At 71.1% G+C, this 17,947-nt stretch carries 18 protein-coding genes and 1 pseudogene; 10 read left to right on the top strand and 9 right to left on the bottom strand.

Annotated elements, in window-relative coordinates; genetic code table 11:
* Positions 1 to 23: 23 nt before the first annotated feature.
* Genes ACLIN4_RS11505 through ACLIN4_RS11525 form a run of 5 tightly spaced genes read right to left on the bottom strand, consistent with a single transcriptional unit; the run spans position 24 to position 5,546 of the window.
* The gene (locus ACLIN4_RS11505) at positions 24 to 1,010 is read right to left on the bottom strand and encodes an SCO2521 family protein (RefSeq protein ID WP_107477208.1); all 987 of its coding nucleotides are present in this window, start codon (positions 1,008 to 1,010) and stop codon (positions 24 to 26) included.
* A 1-nt stretch (position 1,011) separates the two neighbouring features.
* Positions 1,012 to 1,977: an SCO2522 family protein gene (locus tag ACLIN4_RS11510; protein ID WP_107477209.1), complete on the bottom strand. Its 966-nt coding sequence runs from the start codon at positions 1,975 to 1,977 to the stop codon at positions 1,012 to 1,014.
* Positions 1,974 to 2,891 carry an SCO2523 family variant P-loop protein gene (locus ACLIN4_RS11515; RefSeq protein WP_100049153.1) on the bottom strand — a complete coding sequence of 306 codons (918 nt, stop codon included), beginning with the start codon at positions 2,889 to 2,891 and terminating at the stop codon, positions 1,974 to 1,976. Before ACLIN4_RS11515 ends, ACLIN4_RS11510 begins: the two co-directional genes overlap by 4 nt.
* Before the next feature lie 2 nt (positions 2,892 to 2,893).
* The gene (locus ACLIN4_RS11520; protein WP_107477210.1) at positions 2,894 to 4,738 is read right to left on the bottom strand and encodes an SCO2524 family protein; all 1,845 of its coding nucleotides are present in this window, start codon (positions 4,736 to 4,738) and stop codon (positions 2,894 to 2,896) included.
* 55 nt (positions 4,739 to 4,793) lie between these two features.
* The gene (locus ACLIN4_RS11525) at positions 4,794 to 5,546 is read right to left on the bottom strand and encodes an SCO2525 family SAM-dependent methyltransferase (protein ID WP_411576751.1); all 753 of its coding nucleotides are present in this window, start codon (positions 5,544 to 5,546) and stop codon (positions 4,794 to 4,796) included.
* Positions 5,547 to 5,823: 277 nt separating this feature from the next.
* Here ACLIN4_RS11525 and ACLIN4_RS11530 point away from each other — a divergent pair, with 277 nt between their 5' ends.
* Positions 5,824 to 6,363 carry a GNAT family N-acetyltransferase gene (locus ACLIN4_RS11530; RefSeq protein WP_107477211.1) on the top strand — a complete coding sequence of 180 codons (540 nt, stop codon included), beginning with the start codon at positions 5,824 to 5,826 and terminating at the stop codon, positions 6,361 to 6,363.
* Between the two features lie 49 nt (positions 6,364 to 6,412).
* Here ACLIN4_RS11530 and ACLIN4_RS11535 read toward each other — a convergent pair whose 3' ends face one another.
* Positions 6,413 to 7,108 carry a TerB family tellurite resistance protein gene (locus ACLIN4_RS11535; RefSeq protein ID WP_100046516.1) on the bottom strand — a complete coding sequence of 232 codons (696 nt, stop codon included), beginning with the start codon at positions 7,106 to 7,108 and terminating at the stop codon, positions 6,413 to 6,415.
* Between the two features lie 184 nt (positions 7,109 to 7,292).
* Positions 7,293 to 9,014, bottom strand: coding sequence for a 2-isopropylmalate synthase (gene leuA / locus ACLIN4_RS11540; RefSeq protein ID WP_411575743.1), 1,722 nt, complete (start codon positions 9,012 to 9,014; stop codon positions 7,293 to 7,295).
* A gap of 334 nt (positions 9,015 to 9,348) precedes the next feature.
* Here leuA and ACLIN4_RS11545 point away from each other — a divergent pair, with 334 nt between their 5' ends.
* The 8 genes from ACLIN4_RS11545 to ACLIN4_RS11580 all read left to right on the top strand — a co-directional run bounded on the left by ACLIN4_RS11545 (position 9,349) and on the right by ACLIN4_RS11580 (position 15,840).
* On the top strand, positions 9,349 to 10,419 hold the full coding sequence (locus ACLIN4_RS11545; protein ID WP_107477213.1) for a M4 family metallopeptidase: 1,071 nt from the start codon (positions 9,349 to 9,351) through the stop codon (positions 10,417 to 10,419).
* A 21-nt stretch (positions 10,420 to 10,440) separates the two neighbouring features.
* A complete protein-coding gene (locus ACLIN4_RS11550; protein WP_100046513.1) occupies positions 10,441 to 10,707 on the top strand; it encodes a protealysin inhibitor emfourin in 267 nt (88 codons plus the stop codon).
* Positions 10,708 to 10,764: 57 nt separating this feature from the next.
* Positions 10,765 to 12,096, top strand: a complete 1,332-nt coding sequence (locus ACLIN4_RS11555; protein ID WP_307652846.1) for a GH1 family beta-glucosidase — start codon at positions 10,765 to 10,767, stop codon at positions 12,094 to 12,096.
* A 106-nt stretch (positions 12,097 to 12,202) separates the two neighbouring features.
* A complete protein-coding gene (locus tag ACLIN4_RS11560; RefSeq protein ID WP_107477215.1) occupies positions 12,203 to 13,282 on the top strand; it encodes a PhoH family protein in 1,080 nt (359 codons plus the stop codon).
* 12 nt (positions 13,283 to 13,294) lie between these two features.
* Positions 13,295 to 13,792: an rRNA maturation RNase YbeY gene (ybeY, locus tag ACLIN4_RS11565; RefSeq protein WP_100046511.1), complete on the top strand. Its 498-nt coding sequence runs from the start codon at positions 13,295 to 13,297 to the stop codon at positions 13,790 to 13,792.
* Complete coding sequence (locus ACLIN4_RS11570; protein WP_100046510.1) at positions 13,789 to 15,093, top strand: hemolysin family protein; 1,305 nt, start codon at positions 13,789 to 13,791, stop codon at positions 15,091 to 15,093. The genes ybeY and ACLIN4_RS11570 overlap by 4 nt, the downstream gene beginning before the upstream one ends.
* On the top strand, positions 15,090 to 15,449 hold the full coding sequence (locus ACLIN4_RS11575) for an MmcQ/YjbR family DNA-binding protein (protein ID WP_107477216.1): 360 nt from the start codon (positions 15,090 to 15,092) through the stop codon (positions 15,447 to 15,449). The genes ACLIN4_RS11570 and ACLIN4_RS11575 overlap by 4 nt, the downstream gene beginning before the upstream one ends.
* Before the next feature lie 37 nt (positions 15,450 to 15,486).
* Positions 15,487 to 15,840 (top strand): hypothetical protein, encoded by a 354-nt coding sequence (locus ACLIN4_RS11580; protein WP_100046508.1) that lies wholly within the window; start codon positions 15,487 to 15,489, stop codon positions 15,838 to 15,840.
* 28 nt (positions 15,841 to 15,868) lie between these two features.
* Here the strand turns inward: ACLIN4_RS11580 and ACLIN4_RS11585 are convergent, their stop codons facing one another.
* Both ACLIN4_RS11585 and ACLIN4_RS11590 read right to left on the bottom strand, forming a co-directional pair.
* Positions 15,869 to 16,063 (bottom strand): hypothetical protein, encoded by a 195-nt coding sequence (locus tag ACLIN4_RS11585; protein ID WP_143657512.1) that lies wholly within the window; start codon positions 16,061 to 16,063, stop codon positions 15,869 to 15,871.
* A gap of 373 nt (positions 16,064 to 16,436) precedes the next feature.
* Positions 16,437 to 16,656, bottom strand: a pseudogene (locus tag ACLIN4_RS11590) (polymorphic toxin-type HINT domain-containing protein); the annotation flags it as partial.
* Between the two features lie 286 nt (positions 16,657 to 16,942).
* On the opposite strand from ACLIN4_RS11590, the gene era reads away from it, so the two are divergent.
* On the top strand, positions 16,943 to 17,896 hold the full coding sequence (gene era, locus ACLIN4_RS11595) for a GTPase Era (protein ID WP_269957572.1): 954 nt from the start codon (positions 16,943 to 16,945) through the stop codon (positions 17,894 to 17,896).
* Positions 17,897 to 17,947: the final 51 nt, after the last annotated feature.

Genomic DNA, 17,947 nt, shown 5'->3' on the forward strand with positions numbered 1-17,947 from the left:
GCGTGGGAGGCGTCGGCGCCCGGTCAGGGGACCGGTTCCACCTCCCGGTGGGGTGCGGGAATGGCGTGCAGGGTGAGCTGGTCGCGGATGCGCTGCACCAGGTTCCGCCACTGCCGGGTGAAGCCGGGGCGTTCCTCCAGCGGGTCCCACAGCGGGGCCAGTTCCGGGCTCACCCGGGCGCGGGGCATCCACAGGTGCAGCAGGTGGTCGACGGCCGGGCGCAGGGTCCGGACGACGGCGCCGGTGTCCCGGGCGGCTCCGGTGCCCAGGCGGACGCCGTCGAGCATGCGGACCACGGTGGTGAGCAGCCAGTCGTGCAGGGCGAGGTCCTCGCAGAGGGCGGCGAGACCGGCGGCGGGGGTGTCCTCGGGCACCCGGAGGCGGACGGTGCGCAGTTCGTCCTCGGCGAGGGTGAAGCGTTCGAGGCGGGGTCCCTCGCCCGGCGCCGCGGGCAGCGCGGCCCAGCGCAGCCGGGTGGGGCGGGAGCGGAAGGGCGGGCACTGGTCGAGCAGGGGGTGGCGCAGGAGCCGGTTGAGCAGGCCCTCGGCGATCAGTCCGGCGTCGAGGTCGCCGGTGCGTCCGCCGCCGAGGACGCCCTGGGCGACCGCCTCGTGCGGCAGCTTCCCGAGCGGCTCGACCACGCCGGGGCGTACGAGGTACTCGCCCCACGGCCGGCGCTGGTCGGGGCCGGTGGCGGGCAGGTGGAAGCGGGCGGAGGTCTGAAGGACGCGGCCCTCGGTGAGCGCGGCCCGTGCGGCGACGGTGCCGACCGCGCGGACGCGGGCGCCGTTGGCGCTGGGCAGCGGGCAGTCGACGCCGGTCAGGGTGTCGGGGGAACGCGCGTAGAGACCGGGGCGTTCGGATGTCAGGACCCGTTCGTCGGCGCGCAGGGCCAGGAGTTGGGCGGCGGCCCGGATGTCGAGGGCCTGCCCGGCGGGCAGCAGGCAGGTGCGGATCTCACCGCAGGCGAGTACGGCGCGCGGTGTGCGTGTGCTCTCGCGCGGCGCCATGTCAGAGCCCCGCGTAGTAGACGTAGGAGACGCGGTCGGCGACCGAGTCGGGGACGGACGTGCGTTCGCGGCCGGAGCGTTCGGCGACCTGCTCCAGGGCGCCGGGGTCGACCTCGATCTGGTCGAGGATCACGCGGACGGCGTGTTCGACGGGGAGGAAGCGGGTGGGCAGGACCGAGCAGGTCCGGTAGGCGGCGAACGGGTCGGCGCGGTCGTTGAGCCGAAGCAGCGAGGGCAGTTCGTCCCAGTCGTCGGGGAAGCCGGCGGCGGTGTGCGGTTGCGGTACGAGGACGGCCTCGCCCTCGTTGCGCAGCAGGCCGAGGCGGGCGAGCTGCCAGACGGCGGCCAGGAAGGGGCAGGACCAGGTGCGGTGCCCGTCGGCGTCGTCGCTCCACAGTTCGACGTCGAGGAAGACGGAGTGGCGGCGGGCGGCGGTCTCCTTGGGCGGCTGCCACTCGACGGCCGGTTTCATGGCCTGCGGGGCGCGGGCGACGGGGCTGCGCTCGCCGTTGGCCAGCCAGCCGGTCTGCGCGGCGGGCGGGCGCAGGCCGTAGCTGCCGGGCGGCGGTGACTCGACGATGCGCCCGGCCACCGCCTCGGCGACGGGCACCTTGCCGGTGACGGCGCAGCCGGACTCGCGGGCCAGGTAGTCGACGCTCAGCCCGGCCCGCTCGGCCTCCGCGAGGAGCATGGGGACGACCTCGGCGGGGGTGGAGAAGCGGGTGAAGTAGTCGTCGATGAGGAAGCAGGTGCTGATCCGGGCGCGTTTGCCGCCGACGCGGGCGGTGGCGGCGGCGCGGGCCGCCTCCGCCCAGGGGCGTACTTCGGCGAAGTGGCTGCGCAGGCGCTGCGGCCCGGCCTCGAAGTCCTCCATGTAGAGGTGCCCCAGCTCCAGGGAGAGGTGGGCCAGCGGCACCGACCGGTTGCGCGGCTCGGCGGCGGTCTCGCGGAAGACTGCGTCCGTCACGGCCGCCCCCAGTGCGCGTCGTCCGTCAGGCGCCGGGCGATCTCCTCCAGCGCCTCCAGGGTCTCCTTGTTGGCGATCTGGGTGGCGAGGACGTCCTCCTCGGTGATCAGCTGCTCGCGCCACTGGAGTATGGGCTCCAGCGGCACGATGCCGAGGACCACGCTGTCGCCGATGGCGTGTTCGGCCGCGAGCCGGCGCAGCGCCTCGTCGCAGGCCTGCATCCAGGCGGCCTGGGCGGGTGAGCCCTGGGCCCACAGCGGCGACTCGGGGTCGGGTACGGCGGCCCGCACGAAGCGGATCGCGGCCTCCAGCGCCTCCTTGTCGTGGCCGCGTTCGACGCCGCCGCCGATGATGCCGTGGGCGGCGTGGACGAGCCCGGAGGCGGCGATGACGTGCTGCCGGGTCCATCGGTGGAAGACGAGCCAGCGGAAGGGGACGTTGCGCATCCGGGGGTGGGCGGTGGCCGCGAGGACCATGTCGACGGCGTAGCTGCGGCCGGCGCTGAGGTCGACGACGGTGACGTCGAACTCTCCGTTGAGCCGCAGCAGCAGGTCGATGCAGCGCTGGAGGGATTCCTCGCCGATGGCGAACTCGCCGCCGCCCGCGTCGCCGGGGAACAGGACGAGGCGGCCGGACTGGTTGGGGCGGGCGCGCAGCAGGGGGTGTTCGGTCTGCCGCCAGACGTCGATCCGGGCGGGCTCGGCGACCTCGCCCTCCAGGTAGGAGTGCAGGCCGCGTTCCTCGGTGCCGCGCATCGCGCCGGGCACGTCGAAGACGGCGGCGGCGGTGGGCGAGCCGAAGTCGAAGTCCACGTAGGCCACGTGGTCGCCGGCGAGGGCGCGCTGGTACGCCAGGTTGGCGCTGGTCACCGAGCGCCCGGTGCCTCCTTTGTCGGAGGCGGCGAAGACGAGCACGCTCACACCTCCTGTGCGGCGGCGCCCCTGGCCTGGGCCAGGGTGTCGAGTTCCCGCAGGACGGGCAGGGCCAGGGCGAAGGCGGTGGCGGGCCGGTCGTCGACCAGGCTGCGGGCGTGGTCGAGACGGTTCTCGATGCTGCGCATGGCCCGGGCTCTGCTGCCGTCGGCGGCGACGGACGCCTCCAGCTGCTCCTTGCCGAACAGGTGGGTGGCCTCGCTGAGCAGTTCGCGGGCCAGCTCGGCCAGTTCGGGGCTGCGGATGGGCTGCTGCTCGTAGAGGTTGCGGGCGGCGACGAGGCATTCGGTGACGCGCTCGGTGATGCTCCACGACATGCGCAGCTCGGCGTGGTGCGCCTCGGGGTAGACGGCCTGGACGTTGTCCCAGAGGCCGGCGCCGTCCTCGTCGTCGATCCGCCGGTTCCACAGGTGCTCGAAGGCCTGCTCGGCGAGGCGCAGCAGCCGGTCCTGCGCGCCGATGTTCCGGGAGAGTTCGGCGAGCTGGATGATCCGCTTGAGGAGCTGGGCGGAGAAGTCGGTCATCCGCCACAGCAGCAGCCCGCCGCTGCGCTCACTGCCGGCGAGCGGCATGGTGACGCCGGGATTGTGCAGGGCGATGGTGGGGTCGTTCCTGGTCATCCGGCTGGTGACTCTGCCTCGGTCGGCGAGGCGTTCCATGACGGCGACGGTGCGGGTGAGGTCGTCGTCGGTGGCCTTCCGGCGGACCAGGTCGTGGACGAGGATGGCGGCGACGGTGAGGGAGAAGTACTCGGACTCCAGGCGCAGGCCGGTGGTCTGCCAGGGCAGGTCCTCCAGGGGCCAGCGTTCGGTGCCGAAGCGGGCGATCGCCGACCAGTACTGCTGGCTGAGTTCCCAGCGCAGGCGCAGTGCCTCGGCGAGCTTCTGCTGGTCGGCGTCGAGCAGCCCGAGGGTGAGGGTGCGGTCGGAGAACAGGTCCTGGATGCCGTCGAGGGCGACGACAGTGAAGTACACGTAGGGCAGGCGGTCGGCGATCCCGGCGGGCTGGCCGCGGACCGGGATGTCCAGGTCGGTGATCTCGGGGGCGTCCTGCACGATGCCCCAGGCCCAGCCGCACTCGAAGAGCTGGCTCTCGTCGCGGATGCCCTCGTCGACCTCGATGCCGCGGGAGAGGCTCTCGATGATGGTGGCGCGCAGGGGGCGTAACCGGCGGGAGAACTGCTGGAGGACGGCCCGGTCGGACTGTCTGCCCTGTCCGACGACCTGGATCAGTCTCTTGCCCTGTTCGGACTCGGCGTCGAAGACGTTGACGGTGAAGGAGCGCAGCAGGCTGACCATGGCGGCGGTCAGCCGGGCGTTGGTGGCCTCGCGCAGCTCGGCGATCGACCGGTGCACCTCGGGGCGGGTGGTGGTGGTCTCGTAGACCTTGAGGAAGCCGAGGGTGGCGAGGCAGAGCGTGACGGACATGGAGTAGGAGTCGACCACGCCCAGCTGGCCCTGCTCGTGCGTGATCCGGCCGTCGGGTTCGGCGGGACGGAAGTAGTGCCCGCCGGCGAAGGTGGGGCTGTCGTCCGTGCCGGTGTGGGTGCGCATGAACTGGGTCAGAGCGGTGATCAGGTTGGGCGGGATCTCCAGGCGGCTGCCGAGCCGGTCCAGGGCGCGCAGGACGTCACGTTCGGTGGTGTCCGGCTGGTCGAGTCGGAAGGCCGGGACCTCGGTCGCCGGATACAGCAGGCACAGCAGGCGCTCGGCGTCCGCGACGCTGCTCAGCCCGTCGGTGTCCCCCCGGACGAGCTTCCCGTCGTCGAACGAGTGGCGGGCCATGGCCTGCCAGATGTCCAGCAGATGCTGGCGTGGCTTGATCTGCATCCCCGCACCCCTCGTACAGATCCGCTTGCCCTGTGTTACAGCATGGTCCCCGTTCCTACGGGGCGGCAACCACCGCGTTGCGCCGCCCCAGGGCGAGGATCATTCCCTCGTGTCCCGGCCGCACCATGTGGTGCAGATCGTGGATCTCCAGCTCTCCCGTGAACGGCTCCAGGCCCTCCCTGACCTGGTCCTCGTTCACCCGGTAGGCCGGGTAGTCGTGGTCGCCGACGCGGTAGCCGACCGATTCCTTCATGAAGGCGGTGGCGAACGGCGCGCCCTCGCTCAGCGCGTTCATGAAGCAGCGCACGCCCCGGTGGAACTCGTCGGGGCACTCGGACATCGAGTCGGCGACGAAGAACATCGTCCCGAGGTCCCAGCGGCGGCTTCCGTTCTCCAGGTCGAACAGGTTGCCGCGCTCCACCCTGACGATCTCGCCGAACCGGCTCCTGGGCTCGACGGCGGCGTAGGCAGGTGCGTCGCGGAGTTCGTTCCAGAACGCGTCCCAGGCCGTGTCGTACCCGCCGGAGGAGACCTGCCGCTCCAGGTACTCGACGTTCGGGTGCGCGTACTCCAGCAGCAGCACCTTCTCGCACCAGGGGAGCATGGAGAGCGCGGGATAGAGATTGGCGCCGGCTCCGACGTCGATGCCCCGGGCGGTGCCGGGGGCGGCTCCGGTGAAGCAGCGGCCGAACCAGTCGCGCATCAACCGGACGATCAGCAGGTCGACTTCGAGCGGCGTCCGGTAGTTGTTGTCGACGTACACCTCTGGATCGAACTTCGACCACGGTGCGTCGGCGTTGCGATCCATAGTCACCCTGCCGCGTTCCTTCGATTCCGGACAAGCCCCAGTGCCGTGCACGGTAGGCCACCAGGACACGTCGAGACAGCCGGAAACACGCCAGCCCTCATCCGCCGGGCGCACGTCAGGCGCACTGTCGCACGCCCTAACTCGCCCTTGCACGGGGGAAGTTGGACGCTCACTCTAGCCAGAAGGAGTCACCGGCCGCCACACGAAGGCCGGTACTCCTGACGAATGAACAGCGCATCCGTCGAGTTGACCTCGCGCGTCCCGACTGGGGGGTTGCATGACCGCCGAACCGCTGGAACGTTCCCTCGACCACCGCGACCAGCTCACGCAGCTCACCCCTCATCCCGACGAACCACTGGTCCTGCGGACGGCCCGGGAATCCGACCTGCCCGAACTGCGGCGGCTCGACGAGGAGGTCTTCCAGGAGGTCGCCTATCCGGGCTTCCTGCTGCGCCAGCTCTTCGACATGTACGAGGAGCACTTCCTGGTGCTGGACGACGGCACGGGCCGGCTGCGCGGCTACGTGCTGGCGGCCACGAGGGCGCTGGGCGCGGACAGCTGGATACTCGGCCTGTGCGTGACGCAGGACCGCCGGCGTCACGGGCTGGGGCGGGAGCTGATGACGGAGGTGCTGGACCGGCTGCGCCGGGACGGCATACGGGTGGTGCGCCTGACCGTGGAGCCCGCCAACCTCGCGGCCATATTCCTCTACCGCGACCTCGGGTTCCGCCCGGAGGAGCCCGACGGCGGGCTGCGCCCGGACTACTTCGGCCCGGGCATGCACCGGCAGATCATGCGGCTGGACCTGGGCCACTAGGCGGGCGGCCGGGCCGGGAGAGCGGCCGGGCGGGGAGAGCGGCCCGCGGCTAGGAGGGCGTGCCCGCCGACTCCAGAAGGCGGGTCACGTCGTCGGAGCAGATGGTCAGGGCCGCGCCGACCGTAGCCAGGGCGTCGCGTTCGGCGGGGGTGTAGGGGCCGTCGGCGAGGGCGATGCGGGCGCCCTGGAGCAGGATGGATTCGCGGCCGACGGCGGCGAGGTGCGGGGCCAGCGGGTCCAGCGCCTCGTGCAGCTCTATGGCCAGACCGGGCACGCAGGGCTCACCGTGGACCCGGCCGGTGTCCGCCTCCAGCGCCTCCACCAGCGCGCACAGCTGGTCCTCGGTGCAGTCCTCGAACCCGGCCGCGCGCACCGCGACGGCCGCCGTCTCCAGTGCCGTGCGGGAGGAGGCGCCGCCCGCGGCGAGGACCGCGAGGGCGACGGTGTGGACGGCGTCGCGGAGCATGGCGGAGAAGCGGGTCGTGGTGGGGTGGTCGAGGACGTCGGTGCCGTAGTGGCGGCGGCAGGCGGCGCACTCGACGGTGGGCGCGGACTCGCCGCGCGGCAGCACGGGGACGCCGAGCAGCGTGAAGCGGCGGCGGCCGGTCAGGCGCTGGTAGTTGCGGTCGCCCCCGCAGCCGGGGCAGAAGAACTCGCCGTCGCCGACGGGTGTCCACGCGGTGCGGGTGCCCAGGATGTGTGGCAGCCGGGCAGCTCGGCCGTTTCGTCCCCGTCCAGGCAGCACGTCGCACCTCCGTAACCGCGTGACAGCATCGTCGCGCTGGCGTGATGTTAGCCACATCACCGACGTGGAGTCAGTACCCAGGAAGAGACCTTTCCGTGACCTGCGCGCGGAGATGGCCGGTATACGACGGGGCCCCGCCCGCCGTTTTCCGGCGAGCGGGGCCTCGAACCACTGATTCGGCTGGTCAGCGCGTAGCGCGGTTGACGGCGGAGACGACCGCCTTCAGCGAGGCGCGCGTGGTGTTCGCGTCGATTCCGATGCCCCACAGCACCTTGTCGCCGATGGCGCACTCGATGTAGGAGGCGGCCTGCGCGGAGGCGCCCTCGCTCATCGTGTGCTCCTGGTAGTCCAGCAGCCGTACGTCGATGCCGACGCCCTGCAGCGCGTGGAAGAACGCCGAGATCGGGCCGTTGCCGGTGCCGACCAGGGTGGTCTCCGTGCCGTCGACCGTGGCCTCGACGGTGAGGGTGTCGACGCCGTCGCGGTCGGTCGTGGTCTGGCCGTTGGCCACCTGGATGCGGCCCCAGGGGTTGTCCGGGTTGGGCAGGTACTCGTCCTGGAAGACGTCCCAGATGGCGGCGGGGGTGATTTCGCCGCCCTCGGCGTCCGTCTTGGCCTGGATGATCTTCGAGAACTCGATCTGCATCCGGCGCGGCAGGTCCAGCTTGTGGTCGTTCTTCAGGACGTAGGCGATGCCGCCCTTGCCGGACTGCGAGTTGACGCGGATGACCGCCTCGTAGGAGCGGCCGACGTCCTTCGGGTCGATCGGCAGGTACGGGACGGCCCACTCGATGTCGTCGACGGTGACGCCCTTGGCCTTCGCGTCGGCCTCCATGGCGTCGAAGCCCTTCTTGATGGCGTCCTGGTGGGAGCCGGAGAAGGACGTGTAGACCAGGTCGCCCACGTACGGGTGGCGCGGGTGGACCTCCATCTGGTTGCAGTACTCCCACGTGCGACGGATCTCGTCGATGTCGGAGAAGTCGATCTGCGGGTCGACGCCCTGGGAGAACAGGTTCATGCCCAGGGTGACCAGGTCGACGTTGCCGGTGCGCTCGCCCTGCCCGAACAGGCAGCCCTCGACGCGGTCGGCGCCGGCCATGACGGCCAGTTCGGCCGCCGCGACCGCCGTGCCGCGGTCGTTGTGCGGGTGGACGGACAGGCAGACGTACTCGCGGCGGGACAGGTTGCGGCCCATCCACTCGAAGCGGTCCGCGTGGGTGGAGGGGGTGGAACGCTCCACGGTGGCGGGCAGGTTGAGGATGATCTCGCGGCCGGGACCGGGCTGGTAGGTGTCCATCACCGCCTCGCAGACCTCCAGGGCGAAGTCCAGCTCGGTGTCGGTGAAGATCTCGGGGCTGTACTGGTAGCCGAACTCCGTCTCGGGGCCCAGCAGTTTCTCGGCGTACTCCATGACCAGCCGGGTGCCGTCGACCGCGATCTGCTTGATGTCGTCGCGCGAGGCGCGGAAGACGACCCGGCGGAAGACGGGGGCGGTGGCGTTGTACAGGTGGACGGTGGCCCGCTTGGCGCCCTTCAGGGACTCCACCGTGCGCTCGATCAGGTCCTCGCGGGCCTGGGTCAGTACGGAGATGGTGACGTCGTCCGGGATGGCGCCGGGCTCCTCGATGATGGAGCGCACGAAGTCGTAGTCGGTCTGGCCGGAGGCGGGGAAGCCGACCTCGATCTCCTTGTAGCCCATCTTGACCAGCAGGTCGAACATCGCGCGCTTGCGGGCGGGCGACATGGGGTCGATCAGCGCCTGGTTGCCGTCGCGCAGGTCGGTGGAGAGCCAGCGGGGGGCGGTGGTGATGCGCTGGTTCGGCCAGGTGCGGTCGGCGATGTCGACCTGCTCGTAGCCTCGGTACTTGCCGGTCGGCATGGGGCTGGGCTGCTGGCGGTTGGCCATGGTGGCGTGGGCTCCTCGTGATGTCCGCGGTGTCCGCGTGTCCGGAAGGACGGCCGACGCGCACCACTCAGCACCGCGGGGAGGGAGTCGGCCTATTGCAGGCCCTCGCCGCGGCAGCTAAGGAGAAGCAGCCCGAATCGCATGATGCCCAGCACCTTAGCCGAGTCACGCCGGTCACGCGGGTGTGTATCAGTATGCGGGACCGTGGGGATAACCGGGACAAAAAGTGCCGTATACCACTCACCGTCGGTCGCGGGGCCGTCTTGGCGCCGGTTTTCACCAATCGTGGTTGCGGGGGGTGACAGTGACGTCACGCAGTGCGAGGGTGCCGGACATGACGACATACGGGGGCTTCCAGCCCGTCTTCTGCACCATCGTGCCGCCCCACGTCCTCGACAGGCTCGCCCAGCACGAGGACCCCGTGCTCGCCGGCCCCGCCCGCCGGACCCTCCAGCGCGACGCCTTCGAGCGCACCCACCGGCAGCTCACCACGGTCATCGGCGCCCCCTCCGTCGCCCCGCGCGCCGGCGCCGGGCCCGAGAAGCCGCAGCGCACGATCTTCGACGCCCGGCACGGCACCGACCTGCCGGGCAAGAAGGTGCGCGGCGAGGGCGAGGAGCCCGGCAAGGACGCCACCGTGAACCGGGCCTACGCGGGTCTCGGCGCCACCTTCGAGCACTTCCTGAAGGTGTACGGGCGCGACTCCATCGACGGCGCCGGACTGCCGCTGGACGCGACCGTCCACTACGACCGGGAGTACAACAACGCCTTCTGGAACGGCGAGCAGATGGTCTTCGGCGACGGGGACGGGGAGATCTTCCTCGACTTCACCATCCCCCTCGACGTCATCGGCCACGAGCTGACCCACGGCGTCACCCAGCACACCGCCAACCTGACCTACTACGGCCAGCCGGGCGCCCTCAACGAGTCGGTGTCCGACGTCTTCGGCGCCCTCATCAAGCAGTACTCGCTCGGCCAGACCGCCGCCGAGGCCGACTGGCTGATCGGCGCCGGCCTGCTCGCCCCGCGCGTGACGGGAGTGGCGCTGCGCTCCATGAAGGCACCGGGCACGGCGTACGACGACGACGTGCTGGGCAAGGACCCGCAGCCCGCGACGATGGACGACTTCGTGCGCACCGGCCGCGACAACGGCGGCGTCCACATCAACTCCGGCATCCCCAACCACGCCTTCTACCTCGTCGCCACCACGCTCGGCGGGCACGCCTGGGAGCGGGCGGGACTGGTCTGGTACGACGTGCTGACCGGCGGCGAGCTGGCCCAGGACGCGCTGTTCACGGACTTCGCGACGCTCACGGTGAAGGCGGCCCGGGAGCGGTACGGGGACGCTGAGGAGCTGGAGGCGGTGCGCAAGGCGTGGGAGCGGGTCGGGGTGCGGACGCTGTAGTTCCGTACTAGACACGGGTCCATGCGGATTCAGGTGAGGCGCACAGGAGGCTTCGCGGGCATCGAGCGCCACGCGGAGGTCGAGACCACCGGACGCCCCGACGCGGCCGAGTGGCACGCCCTGGCCGAGCGGGCGGTCGCCGACGGGCGGGGCACGCCGCCCATCGGGGTGCCGGACGGGTTCAGCTACCAGATCACCGTGGACGGCACGACGGTGTACGCCGCCGATCCACGGCTGACGGAGGAGCAGCGCAGGCTGATCTCGCGGGTGCTGAAGGAGGGTGCGTGACGCCGGTGCCGTGCACGGGCGTTGACTTCCCTCACCGGCGGTACGGATGATCCGCGCATGGCGACCGAGACGGACACGGGGGCGATGCCGCGGTTCCCGGACGGCTTCCTGTGGGGCGTGTCGACCTCGGCCCACCAGATCGAGGGCGCGGCCGAGCTGCGCGGGCCGTCCGTGTGGGACGTCTTCACCGCCACGCCGGGACGGGTGAAGGACGGCTCGACGGCGGCGGTGGCCTGCGACCACTACCACCGCTACCGCGAGGACGTGGCGCTGCTGGCGGGTCTGGGCGTGGACGCCTACCGCTTCTCGGTCTCCTGGCCGCGGGTGGACTCCCCCGGCGGCCTCGGCTTCTACGACCGCCTGGTCGACGAGGTGTGCGCGGCGGGCGTGCGGCCGGTGCCGACGCTCTTCCACTGGGACCTGCCGGCCGGGCTGGACTGGCGGCAGCGGGACACGGCGTCGCGGTTCGCGGAGTACGCGTCCCGGGTCGCGGACCGGCTCGGCGACCGCGTCGGCAAGTGGATCACCCTGAACGAGCCCGCCGAGCACACGCTGCTCGGCCATGCGCTCGGCGTGCACGCGCCGGGCGAGCGGCTGCTGTTCGACGCCCTCCCGGTGGCCCACCACCAGCTCCTCGCGCACGGCCTGGCGGTACGCGCCCTGCGCGCGTCCGGCGCCGCGGACATCGGGATCGCCAACTCGCACGGTCCCACCTGGCCGGCCTCCGAGGCGGCGGCCGACCGGGAGGCGGCGGAGTTCCACGACGTCCTGCTGAACCGGATGTTCGCCGACCCGGTGCTGACCGGGCGGTACCCGGAGGGCATCGGGGAGCTGATGCCGGGGGACGTGCACGCCGACCTGGAGGTCATCGCCGAGCCACTGGACTGGTACGGCGTGAACTACTACGCGCCGACGCGGGTGGGCGCCCCGCGGGGTGCGGAGATCGAGTTCGGTGGCGTGACCCTGCCCGCGGAGCTGCCGTTCTCGGTGGTCGCCGTCGAGGGCCGACCGCTGACGGACTTCGGCTGGCCCGTCGTACCCGAGGGGCTGACGGAGCTGCTGACCGGCTTCCGCGACCGCTACGGCGACCGGCTCCCACCGGTCGTGATCACCGAGAACGGCTGCTCCTACGCGGGCCTCGACGACCGGGACCGCATCGCCTACCTCGACGGGCACGTGCGCGCCCTGCACCGGGCGCTGGAGGCCGGGGTGGACGTGCGCGGCTACTTCGTGTGGTCGCTGCTGGACAACTTCGAGTGGGCCGAGGGGTACGCGCGCCGGTTCGGACTGGTCCACGTGGACTTCGCGACGCTGGAGCGCACTCCCAAGGCGTCGTACGGCTGGTACCGGGACCTGGTCCGCGCCCAGCGGGGAACACCGGTCCGATAAAAGGTCTCGGTGCTGTCGGCGGGGAGTCGTACGCTGGAGACAGCAGACACACCCGTCACGCGGCGCACGCCGCAGAGGAGGACGAGCAGGCCTCGAGCGCCGGCCCATGACTCAGACACCCTCAGCTCACACCCCCGCGCAGGGGCAGGCCAGAGCACAGATCACCGTCCCCGCCCAGCACCCCATGGTGACGGTGCTGGGATCAGGCGACTCCCTTCTGCGCGTGATCGAGACGGCCTTCCCGGCGGCCGACATCCACGTCCGGGGAAACGAGATCAGCGCGGTCGGCGACACCCATGACGTCGCTCTGATCCAGCGCGTGTTCGACGAGATGATGCTGGTGCTCCGCACCGGGCAGCCGATGACGGAGGACGCAGTGGAACGCTCGATCGCCATGCTCAAGGCGAGCGAGAACGGGGAGAGCGACGGCCAGGAGACCCCGGCCCAGGTGCTCACGCAGAACATCCTGTCCTCGCGCGGCCGCACGATCCGTCCCAAGACGCTGAACCAGAAGCGGTACGTCGACGCGATCGACAAGCACACGATCGTCTTCGGCATCGGTCCCGCGGGCACCGGCAAGACCTACCTGGCGATGGCCAAGGCGGTGCAGGCCCTGCAGTCCAAGCAGGTCAACCGCATCATCCTGACCCGCCCGGCGGTCGAGGCCGGCGAGCGGCTCGGCTTCCTGCCGGGCACACTCTACGAGAAGATCGACCCGTACCTGCGCCCGCTGTACGACGCGCTGCACGACATGCTCGACCCGGACTCGATCCCGCGGCTGATGGCGGCCGGGACGATCGAGGTCGCGCCGCTGGCGTACATGCGCGGCCGGACGCTGAACGACGCCTTCATCATCCTGGACGAGGCCCAGAACACCAGCCCCGAGCAGATGAAGATGTTCCTCACCCGCCTCGGTTTCGACTCGAAGATCGTGATCACCGGTGACGTGACGCAGGTCGACCTGCCCGGCGGCACGAAGTCGGGTCTGCGGCAGGTGCAGGAGATCCTCGAGGGTGTCGAGGACGTCCACTTCTCCCGGCTGTCGTCGCAGGACGTCGTCCGGCACAGGCTGGTGGGCCGTATCGTCGACGCCTACGAGCAGTACGACAGCAGGAACGGCACCGAGAACGGCGGCCACAACGGCGGCCGGACACCCAGAAGCGGTGCCAAGGCCAAGGGGAAGTAGACCAGCACCACCATGTCGATCGACGTCAACAACGAGTCCGGAACCGAGGTCGACGAGCAGGCGATCCTCGACATCGCCCGCTACGCGCTCGCGCGGATGCGCATCCACCCGCTCTCCGAGCTCTCGGTGATCGTCGTGGACGCCGACGCCATGGAGCAGCTCCACATCCAGTGGATGGACCTGCCCGGCCCTACGGATGTCATGTCCTTCCCGATGGACGAGCTGCGTCCGCCGGGCAAGGACGAGGACGAGGCGCCGCAGGGGCTGCTCGGCGACATCGTGCTCTGCCCGGAGGTCGCCGCCAAGCAGGGCGCCGAGGCGCCGACGCAGCACTCCATGGACGAGGAGCTCCAGCTCCTGACCGTCCACGGGGTGCTGCACCTGCTCGGCTACGACCACGAGGAGCCGGACGAGAAGGCCGAGATGTTCTCGTTGCAGGCCGCCATCGTGGACGGCTGGCGTGCGGAGAAGGGCTTGACCGGCCCGTCCCCGGCCCCGACCGTCTCATGAGCCTCCCCCTGGTCGCCGGTGCGGTCGCCCTGGTGGTGATCGCCTGGCTCGCGGCGTGCGCGGAGGCGGGGCTCGCCCGGGTCTCCAGCTTCCGCGCCGAGGAGGCCGTGCGGTCCGGGCGGCGCGGCAGCGCGAAGCTCGCCAAGGTCGCCGCCGACCCGACGCGCTATCTCAACGTGGCGCTGCTGGTCCGCGTCGCCTGCGAGATGGCCGCCGCCGCGCTGGTCGCCTACGCCTGCCTCCAGGAGTTCGCCAACACCACCGAGGCCCTGCTGATCGCCATCGCGGTGATGGTGCTCGTCTCGTACGTCGCCGTCGGGGTGTCCCCGCGCACCATCGGCCGGCAGCACCCGATGAACACGGCCACGGCGGCGGCGTACGTGCTGGTGCCGCTGGACCGGATCATGGGTCCGATCCCGTCGCTGCTGATCCTCATCGGCAACGCGCTCACGCCCGGCAAGGGCTTCCGCCGCGGCCCCTTCGCCTCCGAGGCGGAGCTGCGGGCACTGGTGGACTACGCCGAGAAGGAGTCCCTGATCGAGGCCGAGGAGCGCCGCATGGTGCACTCGGTGTTCGAGCTCGGTGACACGCTGGTGCGCGAGGTCATGGTCCCGCGGACCGACCTCGTCGTCATCGAGCGCTACAAGACCATCCGCCAGGCGCTCACCCTGGCCCTGCGCTCCGGTTTCTCGCGGATACCGGTCACCGGGGACAGCGAGGACGACGTCGTCGGCATCGTGTACCTGAAGGACCTGGTCCGCCGGACGCACATCAGCCGGGAGGCGGAGAGCGACCTGGTCTCCACGGCGATGCGTCCCGCGTCCTTCGTGCCCGACACCAAGAACGCCGGTGACCTGCTGCGCGAGATGCAGAAGGAACGCAACCACGTCGCCGTCGTCATCGACGAGTACGGCGGCACGGCCGGCATCGTCACCATCGAGGACATCCTGGAGGAGATCGTCGGCGAGATCACCGACGAGTACGACCGGGAGCTGCCGCCGGTCGAGGAGCTGGGCGAGGGCCGCTTCCGGGTCACCGCCCGCCTCGACATCGGCGACGTGGGCGAGCTGTACGGCCTGGAGGAGTTCGACGACGAGGACGTGGAGACGGTGGGCGGGCTGCTCGCCAAGGCGCTGGGCCGGGTGCCGATCGCCGGCGCCTCCTCGATCGTGGAGCTGCCCGACGGGCGTGAGCTGCGCCTGACGGCGGAGGCCGCGGCGGGCCGCCGGAACAAGATCGTGACGGTGCTGGTGGAGCCGGTCAACGCGGCGCGGCCCGCCGAGGAGGCCGCGTCCGAATGACCCCCGGGGAGCTGCGCGACTTCTGCCTGTCCTTCAACGCCGCCGTGGAGGACTTCCCCTTCGGCCCGGAGATCTCGGTCTTCAAGGTGCTGGGGAAGATGTTCGCGCTGTCCTTCCTGGACGGGGACCCGCTCACGGTCAACCTGAAGTGCGACCCGGACGACGCGATCCGGCTGCGCGGTGACCACCCGAAGCTGATCCTCCCGGGCTGGCACATGAACAAGCGGCACTGGAACACCGTGACCGTGGACGGCGGTCTCCCGGACCGTCTCGTCCGGGAGCTGGTCGAGGACTCGTACGACCTGGTGGTCGCGGGACTGCCCCGCGCGGACCGGCTCCGCCTCGACCGTCCCTGATCTCCGGGCGGCCGGCGTGGCTACGTATGCTCGCCTCATGACCGAGACTCCCGACCTCGACCCCGAGGACCGCAAGATCGTCACCCTGGCCCGCTCCGCCCGGGCCCGCAACGGCGTCCCCGAGGGAGCCGCCGTACGCGACGAGACCGGCCGCACGTACGTCGCCGGCACGGTCGCCCTGGACTCCCTGAAGCTCAGCGCCCTGCGCACGGCGGTGGCGATGGCGGTGGCGTCCGGCGCGAAGTCGCTGGAGGCGGCGGCGGTGGTGACGGAGGCGGAGTCCGCGTCGGAGGAGGACCGGGCGGCGGTGCGGGACCTGGGCGGTCCCGGAACGCCGGTCCTGGTGGCCGGGCCGGACGGCGCGGTACGGGGGACGGTGAGCGCGGGCTGAGGCTCACCGCCCCCGTGGCGGGGCCCCGCTAGGACGCCTGGGAACGCCGCTGCTCCAGGAACCGGAGCATGCGTTCCAGAGCGTTCTCGAATTCCCCGGCGCCCATCAGGCACGTCTCGAACTGGCCGTACAGGTCTGCGATCTCCACGTGGTCGGCATCGATCCGTTTCACGGCCGCGGCGGACGTACCGAGGGTGTATCCGAACCCGAGATCCCGTGTCATCCTCCGCCACTCCCGGAGAAAGTCCTCCACACTCGCCGCACGAGTGCCGAACGATGACGAGCCCGTCCTGGTCGACGGCGAACGACCACACATCAGACGACATCAGGGCGCTACCTCCCCACGGGGAAGAAGGTCGAGGGTGTGTACGTCCCGTTCGCGTTGGCCACCTTCGCCAGTGTTCCACCATCCGGGAGACGCGCGCCGACCGTGCCGCTCACGGTGGCCGAGCCGTCCGCGTTCGTCGTCAGGTCTCCGTTGATGTAGCGGTTGTCGGGGATGCCGCCTGTCTGATCGGGGTGGAGGTGCCAGCCGGCGAACCGGTTGTCGTCGGTGATGACGCCGTTCAGCACGTGCTCCCGCGCCTCCGCGCTGATAGCGCAGTTGTGGACGAGGACCGAGGTGTCGCCCGCCACCACGAAGTACGTGTGGGCGTTGCCGACCGTCAGGTTGTGGACCGTCGCCCCGGGGCTCGACCAGCGCTGTACCGCGGTGATCTGGACGTGCGTGCCCGCGCTGGTCCGGAGCCACTGGCCGGGGCCGAGGTCGGTGGCGTCGAGCCACTTGCCCAGTTCGGGGACCCAGAAGGGGTGGCCTCCCCGACGTCAGCGGCGACGGCATCCCCGACATCTGGGCCCGCTACGGAAGCGACGGCCAGATGCGGATCTACCACCCGTCCAGGACGAACACCAACGCCGCCGTGAAGAACGTCCTGTCGACGGACTGGAGCAAGGTGAAGGCCCTCGGCTGACGTCCCTGCCCCGGTGAATCGCCCCGGCCCCGGCCTCCCCCCTCACGCGGGTGGCGGCCGGGGCCCGGTCGTTCCGTCGGCAGCGGGCGGGTGGTACGGCGACGCTCCGGGGATCAGGGACAATGGGCGCCATGAGCGTTCGTACCCAGTCATCCGAAGAACCGGCCGAGGCTGTTCACCGGGCCGGCTTCGCCTGCTTCGTGGGCCGCCCCAACGCGGGCAAGTCCACCCTCACGAACGCTCTGGTCGGGCAGAAGGTGGCGATCACCTCGAACCGTCCGCAGACCACCCGGCACACCGTGCGGGGCATCGTGCACCGCGAGGACGCGCAGCTGATCCTGGTGGACACCCCGGGGCTGCACAAGCCGCGCACGCTGCTGGGCGAGCGGCTCAACGACGTCGTGCGCACGACGTGGGCCGAGGTGGACGTCATCGGCTTCTGCCTGCCGGCGAACGAGAAGCTGGGCCCCGGTGACCGCTTCATCGCCAAGGAACTGGCCGGGATCAAGAAGACCCCGAAGGTCGCGATCGTCACCAAGACCGACCTGGTGGACTCCAAGACGCTGGCCGAGCAGCTGATCGCCATCGATCAGCTCGGCCAGGAGCTGGGGATCACCTGGGCGGAGATCGTCCCGGTGTCGGCCACCGGGAACAAGCAGGTGGACCTGCTCGCCGACCTGCTGACCCCGCTGCTGCCCGAGGGCCCCGCGCTCTACCCCGAGGGCGATCTGACCGACGAGCCCGAGCAGGTGATGGTCGCCGAGCTGATCCGGGAGGCCGCGCTGGAGGGCGTACGGGACGAGCTGCCGCACTCCATCGCGGTGGTCGTGGAGGAGATGCTCCCGCGCGAGGACCGTCCCGCCGACAAGCCGCTCCTGGACATCCACGCCAACGTCTTCATCGAGCGCCCCAGCCAGAAGGGCATCATCATCGGCCCCAAGGGCAAGCGCCTGAAGGACGTGGGCATCAAGTCCCGCAAGCAGATCGAGGCGCTGCTCGGTACTCCGGTCTTCCTTGACCTGCACGTGAAGGTCGCCAAGGACTGGCAGCGCGACCCGAAGCAGCTGCGGCGGCTCGGCTTCTGAGGCTCTCCGGCAGCCCGGCCGGCGTGCCCGGGGCGGCTGCGGCGGCTCGGG

Source organism: Streptomyces mutabilis, from assembly GCF_046628145.1.
Classification (GTDB): Bacteria; Actinomycetota; Actinomycetes; order Streptomycetales; family Streptomycetaceae; genus Streptomyces; species Streptomyces mutabilis.

Coding starts and splice junctions, on each gene's coding strand:
- ACLIN4_RS11545 (WP_107477213.1), top strand. CDS start 9,349: ATGACGACATACGGGGGCTTCCAGCCCGTCTTCTGCACCATCGTGCCG.
- ACLIN4_RS11520 (WP_107477210.1), bottom strand. CDS start 4,738: ATGCAGATCAAGCCACGCCAGCATCTGCTGGACATCTGGCAGGCCATG.
- leuA (WP_411575743.1), bottom strand. CDS start 9,014: ATGGCCAACCGCCAGCAGCCCAGCCCCATGCCGACCGGCAAGTACCGA.
- ACLIN4_RS11575 (WP_107477216.1), top strand. CDS start 15,090: ATGACCCCCGGGGAGCTGCGCGACTTCTGCCTGTCCTTCAACGCCGCC.
- ACLIN4_RS11560 (WP_107477215.1), top strand. CDS start 12,203: ATGACTCAGACACCCTCAGCTCACACCCCCGCGCAGGGGCAGGCCAGA.
- ACLIN4_RS11555 (WP_307652846.1), top strand. CDS start 10,765: ATGGCGACCGAGACGGACACGGGGGCGATGCCGCGGTTCCCGGACGGC.
- era (WP_269957572.1), top strand. CDS start 16,943: ATGAGCGTTCGTACCCAGTCATCCGAAGAACCGGCCGAGGCTGTTCAC.
- ACLIN4_RS11585 (WP_143657512.1), bottom strand. CDS start 16,063: ATGACACGGGATCTCGGGTTCGGATACACCCTCGGTACGTCCGCCGCG.
- ACLIN4_RS11525 (WP_411576751.1), bottom strand. CDS start 5,546: ATGGATCGCAACGCCGACGCACCGTGGTCGAAGTTCGATCCAGAGGTG.
- ACLIN4_RS11550 (WP_100046513.1), top strand. CDS start 10,441: ATGCGGATTCAGGTGAGGCGCACAGGAGGCTTCGCGGGCATCGAGCGC.
- ybeY (WP_100046511.1), top strand. CDS start 13,295: ATGTCGATCGACGTCAACAACGAGTCCGGAACCGAGGTCGACGAGCAG.
- ACLIN4_RS11580 (WP_100046508.1), top strand. CDS start 15,487: ATGACCGAGACTCCCGACCTCGACCCCGAGGACCGCAAGATCGTCACC.
- ACLIN4_RS11530 (WP_107477211.1), top strand. CDS start 5,824: ATGACCGCCGAACCGCTGGAACGTTCCCTCGACCACCGCGACCAGCTC.
- ACLIN4_RS11570 (WP_100046510.1), top strand. CDS start 13,789: ATGAGCCTCCCCCTGGTCGCCGGTGCGGTCGCCCTGGTGGTGATCGCC.
- ACLIN4_RS11505 (WP_107477208.1), bottom strand. CDS start 1,010: ATGGCGCCGCGCGAGAGCACACGCACACCGCGCGCCGTACTCGCCTGC.